Below are 25,633 nucleotides of genomic sequence, written 5' to 3'. Positions count from 1 at the left end.
GAGTTATTTTATTTACTTGAAAAATATTAAAAATTAAAGTACAATAAAACATAAAGAAAATGTAAGAAATTTGGAGGATACATGAAAAAATATTTATTTGTAATATTTTTGTTTTTTTCATTTCTGACTTTTGCTGAATATAATTATCCGATTAAAAATCCTAATATGGCGACAATATTGGGAAGTTCAACGCTTATGATCGAAGGTGTTAGCAAAGAAGTTCCGGTGAAAGAATATAAAATAAAATTGTCTCAAAAAAAGGATATACCAGAGCATTTTTGGTATAATGAAGGATTTAAGTTTTCATTAGTTTCTCAAAATAAAAAAGCTCCCTTAGTATTCTTATTAGCAGGGACAGGGTCAGCTCATAATTCAATAAGAATGGAGTATTTTCAGAGAATTTTCTATGATGCTGGCTATCATGTAGTATCTATCTCTTCTCCTATGAATAGCAACTTTGTCATCAATGCTTCTACAAGCAAGATGCCAGGAATGATAGTAGAAGATTCAGAGGATATCTACAAAGTAATGAAAGAGATTAATAAAAAAATTTCTGATAAGGTGGAGGTTAGTGACTATTATCTAGTAGGATATAGTCTTGGTGGAACAGAGGCTGGAATACTATCATGGATAGATGAAAGGGAAAAAGATTTTAATTTTAAAAGAGTATTTATGATAAATCCAGCTGTGGATCTATATAAATCTGCACAAAAATTGGATAAATATATGTATTTTCCTGAAGAAGAGAGGGCAGAAAAGATATCTCAAATGATAGAGAATATAATAGATACAGTTGTAAGTAATACATTACCAGAGTATTCTTCTGTTGATGTAGAAACAATTTACAAGATATTTTCACAAAAACAATTGAGTGATAAGGAGATGGAGCAGCTTATAGGTGGAGCTTTTAGATTGACTTCTATTGATTTAAACTATATAGTAGATGTGTTAAATAATAGAGGAGTCTATGTAAAAGAACCAGTTGGAAAATTTACTCCTATGTTTGAAAATTTTAAAAAAATTAATTTTGCAACTTTTGAAGAGTATATTGAGAGATTAGCTTTACCATATTATCAAGAAAAGTTAGGAAAAGAGTTAGAGTTAGAGGATTTATTGATAAAGGCTAGATTAAACTATATAGAGGATTATTTAAAAAATACTCCTAAAATAATGGCTGTTACCAATGCTGATGAATTGATATTAGATAGTGAAGATATAGAGTTTTTAAAGGCAACTTTTAATGATAGATTGATAATTTATCCATACGGAGGGCACTGTGGAAATATGTTTTTTACTCCTAATGTAAAAGTTATGTTAGATTTTTTAGAAAAAGGAGATGTAGAGTATGAAAATAAATAGATTAATTATTATATTTATGTTGATTTTATCTATCACAACTTTTTCTAAAGAGAGTGAGGAAGTAAAAAATATAGATAACTCTTTTGAATATTTTGAGGTGTATGACCCATTGGAGCCTATCAATAGAAGAATCTATTACTTCAACTATCAGTTTGATAAGTATATATTCTTACCTTCAGTAAAATTTTATAGAGCTATTACTCCAGAATTGTTGAGAAAAGGAGTGAAAAATTTCTTTAATAATGCACAAAATATTTCTACGACAGGTAATTCTCTTCTCCAATTGAAAATAAAAAAGGCAATGAGAGCAATCGGAAGATTTACTATGAATAGTGCTGTGGGAATTGGGGGGATTGTAGATGTAGCATCTAATATGGGAATGCCGAAACCGTATGAAGATTTTGGACTTACTCTAGCCCATTATGGCGTAAGAAAGGGACCATATTTGATTTTACCAATTTTAGGTCCAAGTTCTTTAAGAGATGCTTTTGGAATGGGAGTTGATATTTTTAGTAGAGGGATGCTATATTATACAAGTGATTTAGATATATTAAATAATACAAGTGTTTCTATTCTTTATGCAATTGATAAAAGAGCTGGAATTCCTTTTGAATACCATCAGACAGGTTCTCCTTTTGAATATGAGTATATTAGATTTTTGTATTGTAAGTATAGAAGATTACAAATTGAATTAGGAAGTGAAGTCTTTTAATAAAAAATATGGAGGTTATTATGGATTTACAAGAAAAAGTTTTATCATATAAAAATGAAGTTATAAAACATATACAAGGCTCTGTACAAATAAAGAGTACACTGGAAGAAAGTAGACAAGGGATGCCTTTTGGAGAGGGACCAGCTAAAGCGTTAAATTATTTTGCAGAATTAGGAAAAGAATTAGGATTTGAAGTAGTCAACTATAATAATTATGCTATAACAATAGAGTTTGGAGAGGGAGAAGAGGTACTAGGAGTATTAGGACACGTAGACGTTGTACCAGAAGGAGAAGATTGGGATTATCCTCCATATAGTGGTGCTATTGTAGATGGTAAAATATATGGAAGAGGAACACTAGATGATAAGGGACCCTCTGTAATCTGCCTATATGCTATGAAAACTATAATGGATTCTGGAATAAAATTAAATAGAAAAGTTAGAATGATATTAGGAGCAAATGAAGAGAGTGGAAGTAAGTGTATGGACTACTATTTCAATACTTTAAAGATGCCACAACCTACATTAGCTTTTACACCAGATTCGAATTTTCCAGTTACTTTTGCTGAAAAGGGAATAGTACATATTATATTAAATAACAATTATCCTACTTTAAAAGAGGTATCACTTGTAGGAGGAAATGCTTTTAACTCTGTTCCAGAGAGATGTGAATTAAATATTCCTAAATCATTTGTAGCTGGAGTAGAGGAAGCAATAGAAAAATATAATGCAGATAAAGAGTATAAAGTAACTTGTGAGTTAGTAGGAGAAAACTATTTAATCAACTCTTATGGTAAATCTGCTCATGCTTCTAAGCCAAAATTAGGATACAACTCTGTATCAGCACTATTTGAGTTTTTAAAACTTGTAGATGTAAAAAATGAGGAGCTAAAATCTCTGGTAGAGTTCTTCAACGCTTACATTAAAATGGAGTTAAATGGAAAATCTTTAGGTGTTAATTTTGAAGATAGTGAAAGTGGAGAACTTACTTTAAATATAGGAAAAACCACATTAAAAGATGGAATCTTAGAAGTTTGTATAGATATAAGATGTCCAGTTCATGTAGATAATATAAAGATTATAAATATAATAAAAGAAAAAGTTGAAGATAAAATGGAAGTAGAAGTAGCTGGAAATACTGCTTCACTTTACGTAGCAAAAGATAGTTTCTTAGTATCTACTCTTATGGGTATCTATAAAGACATAACTGGAGATACTATAAGTGAGCCTATCGCTATTGGTGGAGGGACTTATGCTAGAACGGTAACTAATGGAGTTGCTTTTGGAGCTTTACTTTCATCTCAAGTAGATAATATGCATCAAAAAAATGAGTATTTAGAGGTAGATAAAATAGATACATTATTAAGAATTTATACAGAAGCTATTTATAAATTAGCAAAATAGGATATTTTTATAAGGAGTAAAAAATGCGAAAAATTTTATTTGGATGTTTGTTTATTATTGGAATTAATATTAATGCTGAAGAAATAATTATTTATGGACCTAGTTCTATGAAATGGATAGAGAAGGAGTATGGAAGGGTTTTTAAAAAAGAAACTGGAGACAGTATAAAATTTATCTCAATAGATGGTATAGTAGGAAGATTAAAACTTGAAAAGAAAAGACCTAGAGCAGATGTAGTAGTGGGACTTACAGAGCTTACTACTGAGATGGCAAGAAGAGAAAATTTAATATTGCCATACGTGCCAAAAAATATAGATAATATAGCTAATGAAAGTTTTAAAATGAGTAGTGAGTATGTAATTCCTATGGATTATGGAATTCTAGCTATAAACTATAATAAGGAAAAAATATCTACTCCACCTAAATCATTAAAAGAGCTTGGAGCTATGACTAAGCAACTTATGGTAGAAAATCCAAAAGTTTCTATTACAGGGGAAGAGGCACTTCAGTGGAGTATAGCACTTTATGGAGAGAATTGGCTAGATTTTTGGAAGGAATTAAAACCAGCAATATATAGTGTAGAGCCAGGTTGGAGTGAAGCTTTTGCAAAGTTTACAGCAGGAGAAGCACCTATGATGGTGGGGTATGCAACAAGTAATCTATTTTTTACAGGAGAGGATTCATCTAAATATGATAGTTTCTTATTAGAAGATGGAAACTATATCTATCAAGAGGGAGCAGCTCTAGTAAATAAAAAAGAGGTTAAAGATGGAGCTAAGAAATTTATGGAGAGAGTTTTATCTGACAAGTTTCAAAAAATTATGAGCGAAGAGAACTATATGTTTCCAGTTACTAATATAGAAGTAAGTGAGGGATTTAAAAATGTACCAACTACTGATAAAACTGTAAAACTTACAAAGGAACAGATAGAGGATTTAATAGAAAATTTGGATATTTATAAAACACAACTTATTGATATATTAAAAAAATAAATTCTTACTTGAAAAAAAATGAAAATTGTGTTAGGATGATAAAGATACAGTTACTAAGATAGGGAGGAATAAAGATGAGAAACTTTATTGAAAAATTAAAACATATTTATTTTGTTTTTTATCTATTTTCTGACTATTTTATATTTTTAGAATTTTTAGTTATTAAGAGAATGAAAGGAATGTTACCTCTCTTTATCTAAAGGAGAGTTCATTCCTTTTTTTATGTTTAACTCGATACATTTTAACAGGAGGAAAAGAAAGTATGAAAAACTTCATATCTATTAAAGATTTAACAAAAGAAGAGATATTAGAAGTATTAGAAGTAGCAAATGAACTTTCACAAAAATCAGAAGCAGAGTTGGCAAAGGGGAAAATAGTAGGAAGTTTATTCTTTGAACCTTCAACAAGAACAAGATTATCATTTACATCAGCAGCTTATAGATTAGGAGCACAAGTTTTAGGATTTGATTCTCCAGATGCTACTTCATTAAAGAAAGGGGAGTCTTTAAGAGATACTATAAAAATGGTAGAGGCTTACTCTGATATAATAGTTATGAGACACTATATAGAGGGAGCGGCAAAATTCGCTTCTGAAATTTCTAAAAATCCTGTTATCAATGCTGGAGATGGAGCAAATGAACACCCTAGTCAAACTCTTTTAGACTTATTTACAATAAAAAAAGAGATTGGAAGAATTGAAAATATTAAAATAGCTTTTGTAGGAGATTTAAAATATGGAAGAACTGTACACTCTCTTACTAAAGCATTAGAGATGTTTGGTGGAGAGTTTTATTTCGTAGCTCCAGAATCAATACAAATACCAGAGTACATCACTAAAGAGTTAGATGAAAAAGGAATGAAATACCATATCTGTTCTGAGTATGAACCAATATTAAAAGAGATAGATGTACTTTATATGACAAGAATTCAAAGAGAAAGATTTGATGATATAGAGGAGTATAATAAAGTAAGTGGAGTTTACAAAATATCTAAGGATACTATATTAAATAAGTGTCAAGAGCATATGATAATATTACATCCACTACCAAGAGTAGATGAGATAAATATAGATTTAGATGATACAAAGCATGCACTATATTTTAAACAAGCAGCAAATGGAGTTCCTACAAGAGAGGCTATGTATGTTTTAGCACTAGGATTAAAAAATTCCACTGCTCCTAGAAAAGAGGAGAAAGAGGAAGTTGAAGGACACTTCTTAACTGTTTGTAAAAATCCTAAGTGTGTAACTCATTATGAAGAGACAGAGAATAAAGTAGTGGTAAAAGATTATGGAAAATTCTGTTATTACTGTGGTAAGGAAATTTAAAAACATAATTTGAATAGTAAATAAAATTAAAGAAAACTCAAAGAATTGTGTAATTTATGGAGAGAAGTTAGATTAACTCAGCGAAATCGAACACTAAAAAATGCAATAAGTCGAAGACTTAACCCTTGCATTTTTAGTGAGATAAGCTATAGTTAATCAACTTCTTGGAATATGAAACAATTCTTAGTTTTCTTTTGAGTTTTTCTATATAAATATAAGTATTTTGAAGTATTGGGAGGAAAAATGTTTTTAGAAAATTGTGAAATTTTAGAAAACAAATTAGTTGCTGGACACAACTACCTTATGAAAGTAAAAGGAGATAAAACAGTAAAAACTGCTAAAGCTGGACAGTTTTATATGTTACAATGTAAAAATGGTGTATATTTTTTAAGAAGACCTATCAGCTTACATTATGCAGATAAAGAGAATAATATTTTAGAGTTTTATTATGAGATAAAAGGTGGAGGAACTAAAGATTTAGTCTCTATGAAAGCTGGAGAGATAATCAATATTCAAGGACCACTTGGAACAGGATTTACAACAGAAATCTCTGGGAAAGAGTTATTAGTAGTAGGTGGAGGAATGGGAATGGCTCCAATGAAACTATTAATAGAAGTTTTATCTAAAAATAATAAAGTTACTTTTATAGCTGGTGGAAGAAACAAAGAAGCTATGGAGATAATGTCAAATTTCAATCTTGATGGAATAGAGAACTATATTACAACTGATGATGGTTCTGTAGGTATACATGGAAATGTTATAGTTAAAATGGAAGAATTAATGAAAGTTAAAAAATATGATATGGTATTTACTTGTGGACCACAAAAAATGATGGAAGCAGTTGCAAAAACAGCTAAGAAATTTGAAACTAAATGTGAAATTTCATTGGAAGCTAGAATGGCTTGTGGAGTAAAAGCTTGTGTTGGTTGCTCAATCAAAACAAAATTTGGAATGAAAAAAGTTTGCCATGATGGACCTGTTTTTGATTCTGAAACTATTGTAGACTTTGACCCAGTTGTAGAAAAAACTGAAACTTGTTGTGGAAATTAATTTGTTGGAGGAAAAGATGAACAGATTACAAACCAAATTTTTAGGTGTAGATTTTAAAAATCCGATAGTAACTTCTTCTGGTTGTTTTGGATTTGGAATGGAATATAAAGAGTATTTTGACCCAAATATATTAGGGGGAATAGGAATAAAAGGGCTTACTGTGGAGCCAAGAGATGGAAACTATGGTACAAGAATAGCTGAAACTCCTGCTGGAATGTTAAACTGTGTAGGACTTGAAAATCCTGGAATAGATTATTTTGAATCTCACATTTTACCAGAGATGAAAGCTCAAGGAATAACTACAAATATAATAGCTAATATCAACGGAAAAACTGTAGAGGAGTATGTTGAAATAGCAAAAAGAGTAGATAAAATTCCTGAAATAGCAGTAGTAGAGTTAAATATCTCTTGTCCAAATGTAAAAGATGGAGGTATGGCTTTTGGAGCTAATCCAGAGGTAGCTGCTAGAGTAACAGGAGAGGTAAGAAAAGTTACATCTAAACCATTAGTAGTAAAACTTTCTCCAAATGTTACTGATATAGCTAGTATAGCTAAGATAGTAGAGGAAAATGGAGCAGATGCAGTATCTCTTATCAATACTTTACTTGGAATGGTAATAGATATAAGAACTAAAAAACCAGTATTAGGAAATACTTTTGGAGGATTTTCTGGACCAGCTGTAAAACCTGTAGCTGTAAGAATGGTTTATCAAGTATATAAAGCTGTAAATATTCCTATTATTGGAATGGGAGGAATAGCTTCAGTAGAAGATGCTCTTGAGTTTATAATGGCTGGAGCTTCTATGATATCAATAGGTTCAGCTATTTTCTCTAATCCTATGCTAGCTGTAGAAATAGCTGAGGGATTACAAAAATATTGTGAAGAGAATGTACTTGAAAATATAAGTGAGTTAGTAGGGACAGCTCACAGATAATTTTATCAAAAAAATAAAAATTTAAATGAAACCTAAGATTTGCTTCAGACTACAAAAAGTTGATTAACTATGGCTTATCTCACTAAAAAAGCAAGGGTTAAGCCTTTGGCTTATTGCTTTTTTTAGCGTTCAACTTCGCTGAGTTAATCTAACTTTTCTCCGTAATTTTCGCAAATCTTTGAGTTTTCATCTTTTGTTAATAATTAATTTGGATAAAATTATCTAAAATCAAATTAAAAAGGAGATAGATTTATGTATAGTGCTAAGGATAGAATGATAATAGCTTTGGATTTCCCAACAGCTGACCAAGCAAAAGAGCTTGTAGAAAAAATTGGAGATGGAGCAACTTTTTATAAAGTTGGATTAGAACTTTTCTTAAACTCTAAAGGAGAGATAATAGAGTATCTTTCTACTAAAGGGAAAAAAGTTTTCTTGGATTTAAAATTCCACGATATTCCAAATACAACAGCTATGGCTTCTGTGTTTGCTGCTAAGCAAAATGTATTTATGTTCAATGTACATGCTAGTGGTGGAAGAAAGATGATGACTAAAGTTGCAGAAGAGGTTAAAAAAATAAATCAAGATAACCTTGTAATAGGAGTTACAGTTTTAACAAGTTTATCAGTAGAAGATGTAGAGGAGACTTTCCAATCAAAACTTTCTCTTGCTGATTTAGCTTTAAACTGGGCAAAACTTGTAAAAACATCTGGATTAGATGGAGTAGTATGTTCTCCATGGGAAGCTAAACTTATAAAAGATACTTGTGGAAAAGATTTCAAAACTGTGTGCCCAGGAGTAAGACCAAAATGGTCAGCTACAAATGACCAAGAGAGAATAATGACTCCAAAAGATGCTATAATAAATGGATGTGATTTCTTAGTAGTAGGTAGACCAATTACTAAAAATGAAGACCCAGCTAAAGCAGCACAAATGGTAGAGGCAGAAATCTTAGAAGGAATGAAAGAGGCAGGATTATGCTAATAAAAAACTGTAGAATTCTAATTGATGGAGTAGAAAAAGTTACAGATATATTAACAGCAGATGGGAAAATAATAGAGATATCGGAAAATATTCCAGAAGGAAGATTAGAGGTAGTAGATGCTAAAGGAAAATGGGTAATTCCTGGAGTGGTAGATGCTCATTGCCATATGAGAGACCCAGGACTTTCTCATAAAGAGGATTTCATGACTGGAAGTATGGCTTGTGCTAGAGGTGGAGTTACTACATTTATTGATATGCCAAATACAGTACCAGCTGTAACTACTTCTGAAATATTTGAAGAAAAAAGAGCTATGATGGTTGGAAAATCATATGTAGACTATGGATTTAATTTTGGTGGAAGTAGAAACGATAACAGTGAAGAGATAAAAAAAGTAATAGATAAGGCTGCTTCTACAAAGATATTTTTAAATATGTCTACTGGAGATATGTTAATAACAGAAGATAGTGTTATAGAAAATATTTTTAGAGAATCAAAAATTATATCTGTACATGCTGAAGAAGAGATGGTAGCCAAAGCTATTGAGCTTTGTGAAAAATATGATAAACCATTATATCTATGTCATCTATCAAAAGCTAGTGAAGCTAAGATGTTAAGAGAAGCAAAGGCTAAGGGATTAAAAGTTTACGGAGAAGTTACTCCACATCATCTTTTCTTAAATGTAGATGATGTAAATGCTGATGAGAGAAGTTCAATGTTACTTAGAATGAAGCCAGAATTAAAAACTAAAGAGGATAATGAGGAGTTATGGAAAGCTCTTGCTGATGGGACTATTGATACAATAGGAACAGACCATGCACCTCATCTAATAGAGGAAAAATTAGCAAAACTTACTTTTGGTATACCTGGAGTAGAAAACTCACTTGAGATGATGCTGAAAGGTGTAGATGAAGGGAAAATCTCAATGGCAAGACTTATTGAGGTAATGTGTACAAAACCAGCTGAAATTTTTAATATAGCAAATAAAGGAAAAATTCAAGTTGGATATGACGCTGATTTAGTAATAATAGATAGAGATGATAAGTCAGCTATAAAAGATGATGATGTAATAACTAAAGCAAATTGGACACCATATGAAAAATTTAATAGAGGTGGAAGAGTTGTTACAACAATTTTAAGAGGTCAAATAGTATATTCAAATAAAGAGTTTTATGGAAAATATGGGAGGGAAATTAATTATCATGAGTAGAGCAAAAGATGTAGCAAAATCATTATTAAGCACAGGAGCAGTAAAATTAAACGTAAAGGAACCATTTACATTTGTATCTGGAATCAAAAGTCCAATCTATTGTGACAATAGAAAAATGATAGGATATCCTGTTGAAAGACAAGTAGTAGTAGATGAGTTTATAAAAAAATTATCTGAAAAAGATTTTGATGTAGTAGCAGGAACAGCAACTGCTGGAATTCCTTGGGCAGCTTTTATAGCACAACTTATGAATAAACCAATGAGTTATATAAGAGGAGAGAAAAAAGCTCACGGAGCAGGAAGACAAATAGAAGGAGCAGATTTTGAAGGAAAAAAAGTTATTGTAATTGAAGACTTAATCTCTACTGGGGGAAGCTCAATAAAAGCTGTTGAAGCTGCTAGAAATGAAGGAGCCAAAGAAGTAGAAGTACTAGCTATCTTCTCTTATGAGTTTGATAAAGCTTATAAAAACTTTGGAGAAAAAAATATCAAATGGGAAACTTTATCTAACTTCACAGCATTACTTGAATTAGCAAAAGAAGAAAAATATTTAACTGAAGAGGAAGCTGAAATAGCTGCTTCTTGGAATAAAAATACAGATACTTGGGGAAGATAGGATATTAAGAATTATTGTATAAAAAATTAAATAATTTATGTGGGAAGAAAGTTTTATTTTCAATTGCTAGTACTTAGAACAATGCTTGCTATAATAAAATTTTCTTTTTTTATATATAGATAATTTATTTAGTTTTAATTTAAAGTAAATTATAAAAGTATATAAATATACATTGAGATATAATACTAAATTTAATTTTATAAAACAAGGAGATAAATTATGAATAGTTATAAATTTATGTGTAATAAAGATTGCAAGTATTTCCCATGTCATAAAGTTGACAATTTAGAAGACTTTAATTGTATGTTTTGTTACTGCCCATTATATATGTTGGATGATAAATGTGGTGGAAACTTTAGATATACATCTGAAGGTATAAAAGATTGTTCAAATTGTACAATACCACATTTGAAAGATATAGGCTATGATTATGTTCAGAAAAAAATTAAAGATATAATTAAGATAATAAGAGAAAATCACTCTTCTTGAGAATAAAATATTAAAATGTGGATTTATTTAGAGTTTATGTTATAATATGGAGAAAGATAGAAGATGGAGTTGATATTATGATAAGAGGGAATACAGAGGGAATAAAGGATTATATACTTAAAGAATTGGATTCTCTCTATGAGATAAATGTAGAAAAAAATAAACTTATTGAGCCAGAGATGCTTATGATCATAGCTCAAATAAGTAACAAAATAAATAGAGAGATAAATATAGCAATAGATAGAAGAGGAAATGTTACAGAGATTTCAATAGGAGATAGTAGTAGTGTACAGCTTCCTATTATGGATATACAGGAGAAAAGACTTTCTGGAGTGAGAGTTATACATACACACCCTAGTGGAAGTTCAAATCTATCTAACATAGATATATCTGCACTTATAAAATTAAAACTAGATTGTATAGCAGCAATAGGAATAACTGAAGACAAAATTACAGGAGTAACTTTAGGATTTTGTAATGTAGAGAATAATGAGTTAACACATGAGGTAGTAGGACCACTTAGTATAGAAGAAGCAGTAAACTATCCTATGATAAATAAATTTGATGAGATAGAGTCTCTTTTGAGAAAGAGAGATATAGTGGAGAATGATACTGAGTATGCTGTTCTTGTGGGAATAGATACACAGGAGAGTTTAGATGAGTTAGCAGAGTTAGCTAGAGCTTGTAATGTTCAAGTAGTAGGGACATTTATGCAAAAGAAAAATAGAGTGGATTCATGTTTTTTTATAGGTACAGGAAAGGCTCAAGAGTTGGCAGTATACAAACAATTAAAAAGAGCAAATCTGATAATTTTTGATGAAGAGTTAACAGGTATGCAGGTAAAAAATCTTGAGATGATAACAAGTTGTAAAGTCATTGATAGAACTACTCTTATATTGGAGATATTTGCTAGAAGAGCTAGAACTAGAGAGGCAAAAATTCAAGTAGAGTTAGCACAATTAAAATATAGAAGTACTAGACTTCTTGGACTTGGAAGCACAATGTCAAGAACAGGAGGAGGAGTAGGAACCAAAGGACCTGGAGAGAAAAAACTTGAGATAGATAAAAGAAGAATAAGAGAAACTATCTATGACTTGAAGCAAGAGTTAGAAAAGATAAGAAAAACTAGAGTTACTCAAAGGGAGAAGAGAGAGGAATCTGGTATTCCTAAAATATCTTTAGTAGGGTATACAAACGTAGGAAAATCAACTTTGAGAAACCTTTTAGTAGATATGTTCCCAGCAGATAATACTTCTAAAAAAGAGGCTGTTTTTGCTGAAAATATGCTATTTGCCACTTTAGATATTACAACTAGAGCTATAACTTTACCAGATAAGAGAGTGGTTTCTCTTACAGATACAGTAGGATTTGTAAGAAAACTCCCACATGATTTAGTAGAGGCTTTTAAGTCTACTTTAGAGGAGGTAAGTTTTTCAGATTTGATTATCCATGTAGTAGATGCCTCTAGTGATACTGCTATTGAACAGATAATAGCTGTTGAAAAGGTATTGACAGAGTTAGACGCTATGGATAAGCCGATGTTTTTAGCTTTAAATAAGTGTGACAAAGCTACGGAAGAGCAACTTAATACTATAAAAGAGAAGTTCCCAGCTTATAAAACTATTGAGATAAGTGCAAAATCTCAAATGAATATAGATGGATTCTTAGAGATGATGGTGGAATCTCTACCTCAAACAACAAGAGTATGTACATATCTAATCCCTTATAGTGACTCATCTATGGGAGCTTATCTACACAGAAATGCTATAATTCAAAGTGAAGAGTATGAGGGAGAAGGATTAAAAATATCTGCAGTAGTAAATAATGAGGTATACAATAAATGTAAAAAATATTTAATAGGGGAATGATAGTATGAAAAAAACTATTGGAGAGATTTTAAAATTGGCTCTACCTGCTGTGGGAGAGATGATACTCTATATGATGATATGGGTATTTGACACTATAATGGTGGGAAGACACAGTGGGCAACTTGGAGTTTCTGCAGTAGGGCTTAGTTCAGAAGTAATATATACTTTTTTTAATATATTGGTGGCTATGGGAGTTTCTATCTCCGTTACATCTATCGTATCTCGTTCTTTAGGAGCAAAAAATATAGATAAGGCTAGCGAGGTATCAAATATTGCTATAAAGATAGGGATTTTTCTAGGTGTAGTTTTAAATGCTATATATTTTATATTTGCTGAAAATATCTTAAAAATAGCAGGGGCTAGTGATGATGTTATCAGATTAGGAAAGGTGTATCTAAAGGTTTGTTCCTTTGGAATAATCTTTAATATGCTCACTAATATTTTTAACGGAATATATAGAGGGTGTAAAAATACTAGAACTCCACTCTATGGAGCTGCTATTATGAATATTGTCAATGTGTCACTAGATTATATTCTTATCTTTGGTAAATTTGGAGCTCCAGAACTAGGAGTAAAGGGAGCTGCTATTGCCACAGTAACTGGTATAGTTTGTGCCTTTATCTTCTCTTTTTCACAACTGAAGAGATTGCCTTTTAAGATACAGCTAAATAGAAAAATTGTAATGAAAGATTTTAAGGAGCTAGTTTATTTAGCTATCCCATCAGCTTGCCAAGAGGGAGCTTTCAGTATAAATAGACTTATCAATGTATCTATAATAATGGGATTGGGAAGTCTTGCCTTTGCAGCAAACCAGATTACGATAACTATTGAGAGTATAAGTTTTATGCCAGGTTGGGGATTTGCTGTGGCTCTTACTACACTAGCTGGACACTCAGTGGGAGAGAGAAATTTTGAAAAGGCAAAGAAATATATCTATTACACAGTAACTCTCTCTATAATAACAATGGGATTTACAGCTATTATATTTTTCCTATTTCCAAATGAGTTAATTTCACTATTTATAAAAGAGAGTGAAAAAGAAGTAATAACATTGGGGGCTATGTGTCTGACATTAGCAGCAATAGAGCAAGTACCTATGGCAATAGCTATGGTTATTGAAGGGGCTATGAAAGGAATGGGAGATACTAAGACACCATTTAAAGTAGTATTATTTACTAACTGGGTAATAAGGTTACCACTTATATACTATTTTCTCTATCTTCAAAGATATCCAGTGACTACATTTTGGAAAGTGACTGCTCTCCAATGGAGTATAGAGGCAATAATTATAGTTTTTGTATTTGAAAGAAAGTGGAAAAAATATTATAGAACAAAAAAAACTACAACTTAGTAGTTGTAGTAGTAGTCAATACCAAGAGCTTTTATTTGAGAAAGTAAAGGCTCTTTTTCTTTCTTCAAATTAAAGATAAAAGGTGTATCAAAATTAGAACATGCTTTTAAATATATTAATGTATCAAGAGTTCTAGGTTCAACAAAAATAGCTTTAGAATGGATGACGTTATTAATATTAAGTGTTGAAGTTTTTCCCTCTTTTAAAATTATATTATATTTAAAATAACTTGAGTATTTTTTGTAAAATTCTTTCCAATCATTAATCCCTTGGATATCGAAAATAATCTTATTTTTACATAAGTTTGAAAAAGTGATAGTTCTATCAAGTAATTCTAAAAATTCTTTTATATCATCGATTAAATTTAATCTTAAGGTATAAAATAAAAAATTTGAAGAAAGACTATGAAATAAGATGTTTTCGAAAGATTTTTTTAATATTTCTAAAGTAAACTCTTTAAAAATGCCTACTTCATATGCTAATTGATACATATAATCTTTGTCATTAAAGCCTAGTTTGGAAAAATCTTTTATAATTTTATATCCTAGTATATTATTATCTTTTAATGAATAAATAGGAATAAAGTTAAATTGGAGATTATTAATTATTCTCTCAAAATATTTTTCTTTCATAAGCCACCTACTTAAAAATTATCAAGTCGTTTTATAAATTCAGTAAGAATATTTAAATCTATAAATCTATATTTTTCTAATTCACATTCTTCAATATCTAAAATAATTTTTCTAAAAGGTAGTTTTTTAGCAATTTTAATAGTTGAATCTATCATATTTTTTTGAGAATCATCATTTATAAAAATTTTACCTAAAAAATCTGCTTTAGAGATAGCAACTGATTTATAGGGATTATCTAAATTATCTAATGTACTCAAAATAGGGTCAGATAATAAAATATGACCTTTATATATTTTTTCTTTAATAATTTCAAGAAGATCTATTAGATCCTTTTTTTGATAAAATAAAACTTCATTTGTTTCTTTATAGAAGTTATAAACTTTACTATTATTTGTAATTATAGTATACTCCATGAAATCACCTCCTGTTATTTTATTAGCACAAAAAATAGAATTCGTCAAGTGAGGTTCTAAAAAAGCTATTATTTTATAAATAATAGAGTAAAAATTTTATATTATAATATTTAATTTGAGTATATTTTTTAAAAAGATTAAGTAATTTAAAAAAATATTGACATAATATAAAAAAAAAGTTATAATTATTTTCAGTAAAAAATGAGAAAGAGGAAAAATGGAGGGAGAAAATGAGAAAGATGTTGATTGGGCATATTTTAGAATTTAAAATTTTTCTTATTGACAATTTATTCGATTTTTCTTTTAAAGATAAACTTATTTTGAAATTTATTAATTTTTATTTTAGAAATGATATGACTTTTTAGTTATATCATTTTTTTTGGGAAAAAATTTTAGTATTAGGATTTATAGGAGGTTAAAGTGAGAGGAAAACTTATTCTTGAAAATGGTATGAGTTTTGAAGGAAAAATTTTTGGTGAGTTAGGAGAGTGTACTGGAGAATTAGTATTCAATACAGGAATGACTGGTTATCAAGAACTTTTAACTGACCCATCATACTGTGGGCAAATTGTAGTAATGACATACCCAATGATAGGAAACTATGGAATCAACTTAGAGGATATGGAGTCTAGTAAAATCCATTTAAAAGGGTTTGTAATTAAAGAAGATGCTAAACTTCCTAATAACTTCAGATGTGAAATGACATTAGATGGATTTTTAAGGCAAAACAGTGTAGTAGCATTTAAAGGTGTAGATACAAGACAACTTACAAAAATAATCAGAGAAGAGGGAGCAATGAGAGCTATAATCACTGCTGAAGACTTAACTGAGAAAGAGATATGGGAGCGTTTCAATGCATATAGCAATAAAGATGCTGTAAGCCAAGTAAGTACAAAAGAGATATATGAGATTCCTGGAGAGGGAAAAAGAATAGGAGTAATGGACTTTGGAATAAAAAGAAATATCCTAAGAAGTTTCTCAAAAAGAGGTTGTCACTTAGTGGTTTTCCCTTGGAATACAGCAGCTGAAGAGATAATGAAATATGATTTAGATGGATTATTCCTATCTAATGGACCTGGAGACCCAGCTGATTTAACTGGTGTAATTGAAGAGATTAAGAAAATGGTAGGAAAACTTCCAATAGTTGCTATCTGTTTAGGACACCAATTATTATCTTGGGCATTAGGTGGAACTACTACTAAATTAAAATATGGACATAGAGGATGTAATCACCCAGTTAAAGACTTAATAAAAAATAAAATTTTTATAACTTCTCAAAACCACGGATATGTAGTGGATAGAGTACCTGAGGCTATGGAAGTAACTCATATCAACTTAAATGATAACTCTATCGAAGGAATGAGAAGTAAAGATTTAAGAATTATGTGTGTACAATATCACCCAGAGGCTTGGCCAGGACCAGCAGACTCTGACTATCTATTTGATGATTTCTTAGATGTTATAGAAGGAAAATAATTCTAAATATTTATTGTGTATAAAAAGGAAAATTTTCGGGAGGATATAAATGTTAGATAAATCTATAAAGAAAACACTTGTTATAGGTTCAGGACCAATAATCATAGGACAAGCAGCAGAATTTGACTATTCTGGAACACAAGCTTGTGAAACATTAAAAAAAGAAGGAATAGAGGTTGTATTAATCAACTCTAACCCTGCAACAATAATGACAGATAAAGCTGTAGCTGATAGAATATATATCGAGCCAATCACAGTTGAGTTCGTAGAAAAAGTAATAGCTAAAGAGAGACCTGACTCAATACTTGCTGGAATGGGAGGACAAACAGCTCTTAATATGGCAGTTGAGTTAGCAGAGAAAGGTATCCTAGATAAATATGGTGTAAAAGTAATCGGAACTCCTATCGAATCTATCAAAAGAGGAGAAGACAGAGAGTTATTCAGAGAGGCTATGGAAAAAATTGGAGAGCCTATCATTAAAAGTAAAATTGTTGAAAGTTTAGAAGAGGGATTCAAAGTAGCCAATGAAATAGGATACCCAGTAGTTGTAAGACCAGCTTATACACTTGGAGGAACAGGTGGAGGATTTGCTAACAATGATGTAGAGTTAGAAGATATTCTTTCAAAAGGTTTAGCACTATCGAGAGTTGGACAAGTTCTAATTGAAAAATCAATCCTTGGATGGAAGGAGATAGAGTATGAAGTAATAAGAGATGCTAATGGAAATGCTATCACAGTATGTAATATGGAAAATATTGACCCAGTTGGAATACATACGGGAGACTCAATAGTAGTTGCTCCATCACAAACTCTATCAGATAGAGAGTATCAAATGTTAAGAACTTCAGCTCTTAAAATAGTAAATGAGATAGGAGTAGTAGGAGGATGTAACGTTCAATTCGCTCTACACCCAAAATCATTTGAGTATGCTATTATAGAGATTAACCCAAGAGTATCAAGATCGTCTGCATTAGCTTCTAAAGCAACAGGATATCCAATAGCTAGAGTTGCTACTAGATTATCATTAGGATACCTATTAGACGAAGTTAAAAACGAAGTAACTGGAAAAACATTTGCTTGTTTTGAACCAGCTCTTGACTATATAGTTGTAAAAATCCCTAAATGGCCATTTGATAAATTCAAAAAAGCAAACAAAAAACTTGGAACTAAGATGATGGCTACTGGAGAGGTAATGGCTATTGGAAATAACTTTGAAGCTGCTTTCCAAAAAGGATTACGTTCTCTAGAAATAGGAAGATTTAGCTTTGAGCACCCAGTTGTTAAGAAGATGACAATAGAGGAATTAAAAGCTGCTGTTGTAAAACCAGATGATGAAAGAATTTTCGTAGTTGCTGAGATGCTAAGAAGAGGATACATCAAAGAAAGGCTTCAAAAATTAACTGGTATAGATAAATTCTTTATGGAAAAAATCGAATGGATAGTTAAACAAGAAGAGTTATTAAAGAAAATGAAATTCAAAGATTTAGATGAGCACTATCTAAGAAATCTTAAGAAAAAAGGATTCTCTGATAAAGGAATTGCTAGCTTAATGGGAATTTCTGAAAGAGATATCGAAAGAAAGAGAAAAGCTTACAGTATAATCCCTACTTATAAAATGGTTGATACTTGTGCTGGAGAGTTTGCTGCAGACTCATCTTACTTCTATTCTACTTATGATCAATTTGATGAAGTAGTAGTAAGTAACAACAGAAAAGTAGTAGTTATAGGTTCAGGACCAATCAGAATAGGACAAGGAATAGAGTTTGACTACTGTACAGTACACGCTGTAAAAACTTTAAAGAAATTAGGAATTGAAAGTATAATTATCAATAACAACCCAGAAACAGTTTCAACTGACTTCTCAACTGCTGATAAATTATATTTTGAGCCATTAGTAACAGAGGATATTATGGCTATCCTAGAAAAAGAGAAGCCAGAGGGAGTAATTCTTCAATTTGGAGGACAAACAGCTATAAAACTTGCTAATGATTTAAGTGATAGAGGAATAAAAATCATAGGAACAAGTGCTGATAAGATAGACGAAGCTGAAGATAGAGAGAGATTTGAAGAGATGATGGAAGAGCTTAACATCAACAGACCAAAAGGAAGAGGTGTTTGGGATGTAGCTCACGGAATAGAGATAGCTAATGAGATAGGATATCCTGTACTTGTAAGACCTTCATACGTACTTGGAGGACAAGGAATGGAAATATGTCACGATGAGTATAACTTAGTAAAATACTTAGAAGCTTCATTTGAAAGAGATTCTGCTAACCCAGTATTAATAGATAAATACTTAAACGGAATAGAATTAGAAGTAGATGCTATCTGTGATGGAGAAGATGTATTAATCCCTGGAGTAATGGAACACTTAGAGAGAGCTGGAGTTCACTCTGGAGACTCTATAACTATCTACCCTCAACAAAATCTATATGAAGGAACAGAGGAAGAGTTATTAGAAATAACTAAGAAAATGGCTAAAGCTCTTGAAGTAAAAGGTATGATGAATATCCAATTTATCGCTTACCAAAATAAATTATATGTAATTGAAGTAAACCCAAGATCTTCAAGAACAGTTCCATATATCTCTAAAGTATCTGGAGTACCAGCTATTGAAATAGCTACAAGAGTTGCTCTAGGAGAGAAATTAAAAGACTTAGGATATGGAACAGGAATCTACAAAAAACCAAATGTAGTTGCTGTAAAAGTACCAGTATTCTCTACTGAAAAATTATCAAGTGTTGAGGTATCATTAGGACCAGAAATGAGATCAACAGGAGAGGTTTTAGGCGTAGGAAACAATGTAGATGAGGCAATCTTCAAAGGATTATTAGGAGCTAAGAGAGTTCACCTAATCCAAGATAGAAAAATCCTAGTAACTATTAGAGATAAAGATAAAGAGGAATTTTTACCAATAGCTAAGAGCTTAGTAAAACACGGTTCTACTCTATTTGCAACTAAAGGAACTCAAAAATTCCTAGCAGAAAATGGTGTTGAGTCTACTCTAGTAAATAGAATAGGAGAAGAGTCACCTAATATCAACGATGTATTAAAAAATAGAGAGGTTGACTTATTAATCAATACTCCTACTAAAGCTAATGACGCTCAAAGAGATGGATTTAAAATGAGAAGAACAGCTATTGAGTATGGTGTAGATGTACTTACTTCATTAGATACTATCAATGCAATTTTAAGAATGCAAGATAGTCATATTGATGAAAATAAATTAGATGTATTTGATGTGAGCAAAATTTAATGGAACTATCATTAAAATATAAAATATAGCAAATAAAAATATGGTCATAACTAATAATTTTAATTATTGTTGTGACCATATGATAAAAATTAGTCTTTAATTAGTTCAAATAATTTTTGAGCCGCTTTCATAGGCCCCTTTTTTTCCATACCTTTTATTCCTAATTGAGTTTTAATCTGTCCTACTTTGACTCCTTTTGAAAACATCTCTTTGAAAAATCTATCAATTAAAATATTTGTTTCTTCTTGTTTTTGAACTGGTCCAAAAGGATTAGCAAAATATGAATCAACAATTCCTACTTCACTAGTAGTTCCTTTTGCCATTCTTCTTCCGGCTTTAAAAACTTCGATAGCTTCAGTAGGATTAGTAAAAAATTCAAGTTCGTTATTGTCTGTTTTATCATAATTATTGGCATAAAAGAAAAAATCTATAGGATAACCTTTCATTATATCAGCATAAGATGCTATAGGAATGATTATTCTTGAATTTTTTTTATCTGGATTCATAAAGATACTTCTATCTATTTCTTTATAAGCATAGCCAGTATCTAAATCATCTAATCTAACAAAAGCTCCTATCTCTGTTCCTACTCCTAATGGAGCTCCACCTTTTGGATTTAGAAGAAGTGTTCCCATATCATCAAAGATTACTTTCATATCTTTTACATACTGTTCACTTAAATTTCTAAAAGCTTCTAAGCTCTCTGATTTACCAGCACCACTATCTCCCATGATAACTATATTATATTTTTTACCATTTTTCATTACAATATTAACCATAGCGCCATGTATAGGTAATCCACCTTTTTGTATCATTCTTAAGTTATGAAGAGTTAAAATCATTTTTTTCATATATCCGAAATAATCTATATCTTCTCCGTAGTTAGCATAACCTACCATCATGTTATTTTCTTTATCATTATAGAAAAGAGTTTTCATTTCAGTATCATAATCTTTTACACCATAAATATATATGATATCAGGTCTTCTATTTTTATATTCTTCCTCTCTTGCTAATTCAAATAAATTACATAAAGCTATTCCTTGTGACATAAAAAATCTATTAAAATAGATGAAAGCGAGAGATTCACCAACTTTTGCAGGATAACAAAACCAATTTTCCTCATTTATACAAACATCTTTTAAAGGATTTTCAAAAACCTCTTGGAAAATACCAGTTCTAGTATTTCTTTTTGGATAAGTTATAAATGGAGGTTGTAAAATAATTGTTTCTATAAATGGAACTCTTTCTAAAAAAGAATACTCAGGTGGGTAGACTCTATTCATATCATTTAATATAATACCAGCATTAATACCAGCATTTAATTGCCTGTAGACTCTATGTTTATAACCCATTACCGTTTCTTCTATTTGTCTATATGTACTAAGAATAAGATTTTTAAAATTATTTATAGCATCAATAAAGTTTACATTTTGGAGACCTTCACCTCTTTTTGCATTTCTAACGATAGCATATCTCTCATATTTTCTCCAAAATGTATATAGGTTTTCTATAAATTCAATAAAAGTATTTTTGTCTTCTAAAAGTTTCGCATATTTTTCATCTAATTTAGCTATCTCTTCTTCTTCTAAAACAATAAGGAGCTTAAAAAGTCTTGTAATTTCCTGAACTAAATTTGCATTTTTACCACAACAACTTTTTATATAAATATATACCGGTGTTTCTTTTTTTTCAATTTTTTCAATAAAAGCAGTTAAAACTCTTTTAAAACCATCACTATTTAAAAGTGATTCTGCATTATTACAATATTTAACAGTAAAATTAACTGTTATACTATTTCTATTGATCGTTGCTTCTTGTCTCATTTAAAATCCTCCTAAGATATATATTACAAATATACATTATCATATAAAAAGACTAAAGTCAAGAATAAAGATTCAAATATTTTTATTTTTTATTTTTTTAAAAATATTTTTTTAATTATTCTTGATAGTTTTTGATTATTTTGAAAGAAAATGATTGATTTTTATGAAAATTTATGTTATATTTATATTGAAAAAAATGAGGTGATAATGTTATGAATGTTCGTAGATTTGACATAATACTTAAACTTTTAAATGAAAATAAAAATATAAAAGTTCAAGAGCTAATGGAAAAATTGGATGTTTCAGAAGCTACAATTCGTAGAGATTTAAATACTCTTGAAAAAAAAGGAAAAATAAAAAGAGTACATGGTGGTGCTGTTTTAAATATACCTTCTGAAGAGAATATAATTTCTAAAAAAACTATTCACTCTAAAGCTAAAGAAAAAATTGCTAAGATTGCTAGTGAATATATAAAAGATGGAGATATCGTATATCTTGACGCTGGAAGTACAACGGAAATTCTAATCAAATATCTTGAAGATAAAGAAAATATTAAAGTTGTAACTAATGGTATCTCTCATTTAGAAGAGTTAAATAGATATGGAATAGAAACTTATCTTCTTGGTGGTGAAGCTAAATTTACTACTGGAGCCACTGTAGGAATAGGTGCTGTAACTTCTTTAAGGGGTTATAACATAGATATAGCTTTTATAGGAGCTAATGGAGTGACTAGCGAAGGGTATTCCACTCCAGATACTAAGGAAGCTATGATAAAAAGTGAAGCTATCAATAGAGCTAATGAGGTTTATTTCCTGTGTGATTCATCTAAATTTGGAAAAAAATCTTTCGTAGTCTTTGCTAGCTTAGAAGATGGAACTCTTCTAACAGAGGGAGAGATTCCAGAGGAATTTAAAATAAAATAATTTTAGGAGGGAAAAATGATATATACACTTACACTTAATCCTGCCATAGATTACTATATGAGCATAGAAAATTTTCAACTAGGAAGTCTTAATTTATTGGAAGAAGGATATACTTTACCAGGTGGAAAAGGAATAAATGTTTCTAAAGTTTTAAAAAATTTCTCTGTTGAAAGTAAAGCTCTAGGATTTGTTGGGGGATTTACAGGGGATTATATTAAAAAACATTTAAAAGAATATGAAATAGAAAGTGATTTCATAGAACTTCAAGAAAATACTAGAATAAATATTAAATTAAAAACTAAAGATTTTGAAACAGAAATAGCTGGAAAATCTCCTAATATTTCTCAAGAAGATGTACAGGAGTTATTAAAAAAATTTGAAAAAATAGGAAAAGATGATGTAATAATATTATCAGGAAGTGTTCCTAATTCTATTTCCAAAAGTATCTATGCTGATATTATAAAACTTTTACCAAAAGATTGCAAAGTTATATTAGATACTAGGGGATTACCTTTTGTAGAAGGATTAAAAGAGGGAGTATTTTTAACAAAACCAAACAATCATGAATTGGAAGAGTTTTTTAATAGAAAATTAAACAACATAGAGGAAATTATACAAGCTGGAAAAGATTTACAAGCTTTAGGAAGCAAAAATGTATTAATCTCTTTAGGAAAAGATGGTTCTATATTAATTACAGAAAAAGAGGTATATATAGGAAATGCTCCACAAGGTAAGCTTATTAGCTCAGTTGGTGCTGGAGATTCTATGGTGGCTGGAGTTGTATACGGAATAGCAAAGGGAATGACTCTTGAAGATAGTTACAAATATGGAATAGCTTCTGGAAGTTCAACAGCCTTTTCTGAAGGACTTACAACTTTTGAAGGAATGAATAGTTTATTAAATAAAATAGAGATAAAAAAATATTAGAGGAGGCTCAAATGATAACAAATTTACTTACACTTGAGTGTATCAATTTAAATTTAAAAGGTCAAACTAAACAAGAAATTATTGATGAAATGGTAGAGATTCTTTATCAAGGTGGAAAATTAAATGATAAAGAAGAGTATAAAAAAGCTATTTTAGCAAGGGAAGCTCAAAGCTCTACTGGATTAGAAGAGGGAATTGCTATACCTCATGCTAAAACTTCTGCTGTAAAAATACCTAGTATAGCTTTTGGATTATCAAAAAATGGAGTAGATTATGAATCGTTAGATGGAGAACCATCAAAACTATTTTTTATGATAGCTGCTCCAGCTAATGCTTCAAACACTCATATAGAAATTTTATCAAAACTAACAACTATGTTATTAGATGATGAAATAAGAGAAAAATTATTAGAGGTTAAAACTGAGCAAGAAGTAATAGATATCCTTACTTCAGATATAAAAGAGGAAGAGAAAAAAGAAGAGGAAGTATCAGATGAATCCCCAGAGGTTTTAGCTGTAACAGCTTGTCCTACTGGAATAGCTCATACATATATGGCTGCTGACGCTCTTATAAAAAAAGCTAAAGAGATGGGAGTAAATATCAAAGTAGAAACTAATGGTTCTACTGGTGTAAAAAATGAGATAACTGCTGAAGAGATTAAAAGAGCTAAAGGAATTATAGTAGCAGCAGATAAAAATGTAGAGATGGAGAGATTTGCTGGAAAACATGTAGAAATTGTACCTGTTAAAGAGGGAATAAAAAATCCAGAAACTCTTATAAAAAATGCTTTAAATCAAACAGCTCCTATTTACACTGTAACTACTAGTGGAGAAAAAACTCCTGCTAAAAAAGAAAAAACAGGATTCTATAAACACTTAATGTCTGGGGTATCAAATATGTTACCATTTGTTGTTGGAGGAGGTATCTTAATAGCCCTATCATTCATGTTTGGTATTCAAGCTAGTAATCCTAATGACCCATCTTTCCATCCTGTAGCAAAACTACTTAGTGATATTGGTGGAGGAAATGCTTTCTTCTTAATGATACCTGTTATGGCTGGATTTATTGGAATGAGTATTGCTGATAGACCAGGATTTGCTCCTGCTATGGTAGGAGGACTTATCTCTCTAAATAATGGTGGTGGATTCTTAGGGGGACTTATTGGTGGATTCCTAGGAGGATATGTTGTAGTTTTATTAAAAAAATTATTTGCTAAATTACCTAATAGTTTAGAAGGGTTAAAACCTGTTTTATTATATCCTCTATTTGGTATATTTATTACTGGTGCTTTAATGTATGGAGTTATTATCAATCCAATAGCTGCTCTTAACAGTGGAGTTACTAACTTTTTACAAGGACTAGGAACAGGAAACTTAGTTCTATTAGGAATTTTAGTTGCTGGAATGATGGCAGTTGATATGGGAGGTCCAGTAAATAAAAGTGCCTTCACATTTGGTATTGCCATGATAACAGCTGGAAATTATTATCCTCATGCTGCTGTAATGGCTGGAGGAATGGTTCCACCTCTTGGAATAGCTCTAGCTACTACTTTCTTTAAAAATAAATTTACTAAAGATGAGAGAGATGCTGGAAAAGTTTGTTATATAATGGGATTATCATTTATCACAGAAGGTGCTATTCCATTTGCAGCTGCTGACCCTATCAGAGTAATTCCAGCTTGTATAATTGGTTCAGGAATTGCTGGAGGATTATCAATGTTCTTTAGAGTACAATTACCAGCTCCACATGGTGGATTATTTGTATTACCAGTTATGACAAACCCTATTATGTATCTAGTAGCTATAATAGTAGGTTCTGTAGTTACGGCTTTAATCTTAGGATTTATTAAAAAAACTGTTCAAGAATAATATTATATTAATATAAAAAAAG

23 protein-coding genes are annotated in these 25,633 nt (G+C 30.4%); 20 read left to right on the top strand and 3 right to left on the bottom strand.

Features of this window, described 5'->3' with window-relative positions:
* The first annotated feature begins 81 nt into the window (after positions 1-81).
* From DYA59_RS04665 to DYA59_RS04605, 14 genes are all read left to right on the top strand, one after another.
* The gene (locus DYA59_RS04665; RefSeq protein WP_115269859.1) at positions 82-1,359 is read left to right on the top strand and encodes an alpha/beta fold hydrolase family protein; all 1,278 of its coding nucleotides are present in this window, start codon (positions 82-84) and stop codon (positions 1,357-1,359) included.
* The gene (locus DYA59_RS04660; protein ID WP_115269857.1) at positions 1,346-2,071 is read left to right on the top strand and encodes an MlaA family lipoprotein; all 726 of its coding nucleotides are present in this window, start codon (positions 1,346-1,348) and stop codon (positions 2,069-2,071) included. The genes DYA59_RS04665 and DYA59_RS04660 overlap by 14 nt, the downstream gene beginning before the upstream one ends.
* A 20-nt stretch (positions 2,072-2,091) precedes the next feature.
* Positions 2,092-3,474 carry a dipeptidase PepV gene (pepV, locus tag DYA59_RS04655; protein ID WP_115269855.1) on the top strand — a complete coding sequence of 461 codons (1,383 nt, stop codon included), beginning with the start codon at positions 2,092-2,094 and terminating at the stop codon, positions 3,472-3,474.
* Positions 3,475-3,497: 23 nt separating this feature from the next.
* A complete protein-coding gene (locus DYA59_RS04650) occupies positions 3,498-4,466 on the top strand; it encodes a thiamine ABC transporter substrate-binding protein (RefSeq protein WP_115269853.1) in 969 nt (322 codons plus the stop codon).
* 74 nt (positions 4,467-4,540) lie between these two features.
* Positions 4,541-4,666, top strand: coding sequence for a hypothetical protein (locus DYA59_RS09605; protein ID WP_281268939.1), 126 nt, complete (start codon positions 4,541-4,543; stop codon positions 4,664-4,666).
* Positions 4,667-4,728: 62 nt separating this feature from the next.
* The gene (gene pyrB / locus DYA59_RS04645; RefSeq protein ID WP_115269851.1) at positions 4,729-5,793 is read left to right on the top strand and encodes an aspartate carbamoyltransferase; all 1,065 of its coding nucleotides are present in this window, start codon (positions 4,729-4,731) and stop codon (positions 5,791-5,793) included.
* A 243-nt stretch (positions 5,794-6,036) separates the two neighbouring features.
* Positions 6,037-6,843, top strand: coding sequence for a dihydroorotate dehydrogenase electron transfer subunit (locus DYA59_RS04640; RefSeq protein WP_115269849.1), 807 nt, complete (start codon positions 6,037-6,039; stop codon positions 6,841-6,843).
* Between the two features lie 16 nt (positions 6,844-6,859).
* Positions 6,860-7,777: a dihydroorotate dehydrogenase gene (locus DYA59_RS04635; protein ID WP_115269847.1), complete on the top strand. Its 918-nt coding sequence runs from the start codon at positions 6,860-6,862 to the stop codon at positions 7,775-7,777.
* A gap of 252 nt (positions 7,778-8,029) precedes the next feature.
* Complete coding sequence (pyrF, locus tag DYA59_RS04630) at positions 8,030-8,758, top strand: orotidine-5'-phosphate decarboxylase (protein ID WP_115269845.1); 729 nt, start codon at positions 8,030-8,032, stop codon at positions 8,756-8,758.
* On the top strand, positions 8,752-9,966 hold the full coding sequence (locus DYA59_RS04625) for a dihydroorotase (RefSeq protein ID WP_115269843.1): 1,215 nt from the start codon (positions 8,752-8,754) through the stop codon (positions 9,964-9,966). Before pyrF ends, DYA59_RS04625 begins: the two co-directional genes overlap by 7 nt.
* Positions 9,959-10,582 carry an orotate phosphoribosyltransferase gene (pyrE, locus tag DYA59_RS04620; RefSeq protein WP_005887442.1) on the top strand — a complete coding sequence of 208 codons (624 nt, stop codon included), beginning with the start codon at positions 9,959-9,961 and terminating at the stop codon, positions 10,580-10,582. The genes DYA59_RS04625 and pyrE overlap by 8 nt, the downstream gene beginning before the upstream one ends.
* A gap of 219 nt (positions 10,583-10,801) precedes the next feature.
* Positions 10,802-11,071 carry a cysteine-rich small domain-containing protein gene (locus DYA59_RS04615; RefSeq protein ID WP_115269841.1) on the top strand — a complete coding sequence of 90 codons (270 nt, stop codon included), beginning with the start codon at positions 10,802-10,804 and terminating at the stop codon, positions 11,069-11,071.
* Between the two features lie 77 nt (positions 11,072-11,148).
* Positions 11,149-12,939 carry a GTPase HflX gene (gene hflX, locus DYA59_RS04610; RefSeq protein WP_115271484.1) on the top strand — a complete coding sequence of 597 codons (1,791 nt, stop codon included), beginning with the start codon at positions 11,149-11,151 and terminating at the stop codon, positions 12,937-12,939.
* 4 nt (positions 12,940-12,943) lie between these two features.
* Complete coding sequence (locus tag DYA59_RS04605; RefSeq protein ID WP_115269839.1) at positions 12,944-14,290, top strand: MATE family efflux transporter; 1,347 nt, start codon at positions 12,944-12,946, stop codon at positions 14,288-14,290.
* Here the strand turns inward: DYA59_RS04605 and DYA59_RS04600 are convergent.
* Positions 14,287-14,922, bottom strand: a complete 636-nt coding sequence (locus DYA59_RS04600; protein WP_115269838.1) for a hypothetical protein — start codon at positions 14,920-14,922, stop codon at positions 14,287-14,289. The two genes, DYA59_RS04605 and DYA59_RS04600, sit on opposite strands and share 4 nt — an antisense overlap.
* Positions 14,923-14,933: 11 nt before the next feature.
* Entirely contained in the window at positions 14,934-15,335 is a 402-nt protein-coding gene (locus DYA59_RS04595; RefSeq protein WP_115269836.1) for a GrdX family protein, read from the bottom strand.
* A gap of 230 nt (positions 15,336-15,565) precedes the next feature.
* On the opposite strand from DYA59_RS04595, the gene DYA59_RS09600 reads away from it, so the two are divergent.
* From DYA59_RS09600 to carB, 3 genes are read left to right on the top strand one after another with little or no spacing between them, the layout of a single operon-like run.
* Entirely contained in the window at positions 15,566-15,700 is a 135-nt protein-coding gene (locus DYA59_RS09600; protein ID WP_281268938.1) for a hypothetical protein, read from the top strand.
* A 55-nt stretch (positions 15,701-15,755) separates the two neighbouring features.
* Positions 15,756-16,811 (top strand): carbamoyl phosphate synthase small subunit, encoded by a 1,056-nt coding sequence (locus DYA59_RS04590; RefSeq protein ID WP_115269834.1) that lies wholly within the window; start codon positions 15,756-15,758, stop codon positions 16,809-16,811.
* Positions 16,812-16,860: 49 nt separating this feature from the next.
* Positions 16,861-20,067 (top strand): carbamoyl-phosphate synthase large subunit, encoded by a 3,207-nt coding sequence (gene carB, locus DYA59_RS04585; RefSeq protein ID WP_115269832.1) that lies wholly within the window; start codon positions 16,861-16,863, stop codon positions 20,065-20,067.
* Between the two features lie 89 nt (positions 20,068-20,156).
* On the opposite strand, the gene DYA59_RS04580 is transcribed toward carB, so the two are convergent.
* Positions 20,157-21,893, bottom strand: coding sequence for a phosphoenolpyruvate carboxykinase (locus tag DYA59_RS04580; protein WP_115269829.1), 1,737 nt, complete (start codon positions 21,891-21,893; stop codon positions 20,157-20,159).
* Between the two features lie 212 nt (positions 21,894-22,105).
* Here DYA59_RS04580 and DYA59_RS04575 point away from each other — a divergent pair, with 212 nt between their 5' ends.
* Genes DYA59_RS04575 through DYA59_RS04565 form a run of 3 tightly spaced genes read left to right on the top strand, consistent with a single transcriptional unit; the run spans position 22,106 to position 25,611 of the window.
* A complete protein-coding gene (locus DYA59_RS04575) occupies positions 22,106-22,816 on the top strand; it encodes a DeoR/GlpR family DNA-binding transcription regulator (RefSeq protein ID WP_115269827.1) in 711 nt (236 codons plus the stop codon).
* A 15-nt stretch (positions 22,817-22,831) separates the two neighbouring features.
* On the top strand, positions 22,832-23,743 hold the full coding sequence (gene pfkB, locus DYA59_RS04570) for a 1-phosphofructokinase (protein ID WP_115269825.1): 912 nt from the start codon (positions 22,832-22,834) through the stop codon (positions 23,741-23,743).
* A gap of 11 nt (positions 23,744-23,754) precedes the next feature.
* The gene (locus DYA59_RS04565; protein WP_115269823.1) at positions 23,755-25,611 is read left to right on the top strand and encodes a PTS fructose transporter subunit IIABC; all 1,857 of its coding nucleotides are present in this window, start codon (positions 23,755-23,757) and stop codon (positions 25,609-25,611) included.
* The last annotated feature ends 22 nt before the right edge of the window (positions 25,612-25,633 follow it).

It is taken from the genome of Fusobacterium necrogenes, from assembly GCF_900450765.1.
GTDB lineage: Bacteria > Fusobacteriota > Fusobacteriia > Fusobacteriales > Fusobacteriaceae > Fusobacterium_A > Fusobacterium_A necrogenes.
This window is presented reverse-complemented; position numbering and strand designations above follow the sequence as displayed.

Excerpts from the sequence above, each read along its gene's own strand:
- DYA59_RS04665 (WP_115269859.1), top strand. The coding sequence starts at position 82 with ATGAAAAAATATTTATTTGTAATATTTTTGTTTTTTTCATTTCTGACT.
- DYA59_RS04660 (WP_115269857.1), top strand. The coding sequence starts at position 1,346 with ATGAAAATAAATAGATTAATTATTATATTTATGTTGATTTTATCTATC.
- pepV (WP_115269855.1), top strand. The coding sequence starts at position 2,092 with ATGGATTTACAAGAAAAAGTTTTATCATATAAAAATGAAGTTATAAAA.
- DYA59_RS04650 (WP_115269853.1), top strand. The coding sequence starts at position 3,498 with ATGCGAAAAATTTTATTTGGATGTTTGTTTATTATTGGAATTAATATT.
- DYA59_RS09605 (WP_281268939.1), top strand. The coding sequence starts at position 4,541 with ATGAGAAACTTTATTGAAAAATTAAAACATATTTATTTTGTTTTTTAT.
- pyrB (WP_115269851.1), top strand. The coding sequence starts at position 4,729 with ATGAAAAACTTCATATCTATTAAAGATTTAACAAAAGAAGAGATATTA.
- DYA59_RS04640 (WP_115269849.1), top strand. The coding sequence starts at position 6,037 with ATGTTTTTAGAAAATTGTGAAATTTTAGAAAACAAATTAGTTGCTGGA.
- DYA59_RS04635 (WP_115269847.1), top strand. The coding sequence starts at position 6,860 with ATGAACAGATTACAAACCAAATTTTTAGGTGTAGATTTTAAAAATCCG.
- pyrF (WP_115269845.1), top strand. The coding sequence starts at position 8,030 with ATGTATAGTGCTAAGGATAGAATGATAATAGCTTTGGATTTCCCAACA.
- DYA59_RS04625 (WP_115269843.1), top strand. The coding sequence starts at position 8,752 with ATGCTAATAAAAAACTGTAGAATTCTAATTGATGGAGTAGAAAAAGTT.
- pyrE (WP_005887442.1), top strand. The coding sequence starts at position 9,959 with ATGAGTAGAGCAAAAGATGTAGCAAAATCATTATTAAGCACAGGAGCA.
- DYA59_RS04615 (WP_115269841.1), top strand. The coding sequence starts at position 10,802 with ATGAATAGTTATAAATTTATGTGTAATAAAGATTGCAAGTATTTCCCA.
- hflX (WP_115271484.1), top strand. The coding sequence starts at position 11,149 with ATGATAAGAGGGAATACAGAGGGAATAAAGGATTATATACTTAAAGAA.
- DYA59_RS04605 (WP_115269839.1), top strand. The coding sequence starts at position 12,944 with ATGAAAAAAACTATTGGAGAGATTTTAAAATTGGCTCTACCTGCTGTG.
- DYA59_RS04600 (WP_115269838.1), bottom strand. The coding sequence starts at position 14,922 with ATGAAAGAAAAATATTTTGAGAGAATAATTAATAATCTCCAATTTAAC.
- DYA59_RS04595 (WP_115269836.1), bottom strand. The coding sequence starts at position 15,335 with ATGGAGTATACTATAATTACAAATAATAGTAAAGTTTATAACTTCTAT.
- DYA59_RS09600 (WP_281268938.1), top strand. The coding sequence starts at position 15,566 with ATGAGAAAGATGTTGATTGGGCATATTTTAGAATTTAAAATTTTTCTT.
- carB (WP_115269832.1), top strand. The coding sequence starts at position 16,861 with ATGTTAGATAAATCTATAAAGAAAACACTTGTTATAGGTTCAGGACCA.
- DYA59_RS04580 (WP_115269829.1), bottom strand. The coding sequence starts at position 21,893 with ATGAGACAAGAAGCAACGATCAATAGAAATAGTATAACAGTTAATTTT.
- DYA59_RS04575 (WP_115269827.1), top strand. The coding sequence starts at position 22,106 with ATGAATGTTCGTAGATTTGACATAATACTTAAACTTTTAAATGAAAAT.
- pfkB (WP_115269825.1), top strand. The coding sequence starts at position 22,832 with ATGATATATACACTTACACTTAATCCTGCCATAGATTACTATATGAGC.
- DYA59_RS04565 (WP_115269823.1), top strand. The coding sequence starts at position 23,755 with ATGATAACAAATTTACTTACACTTGAGTGTATCAATTTAAATTTAAAA.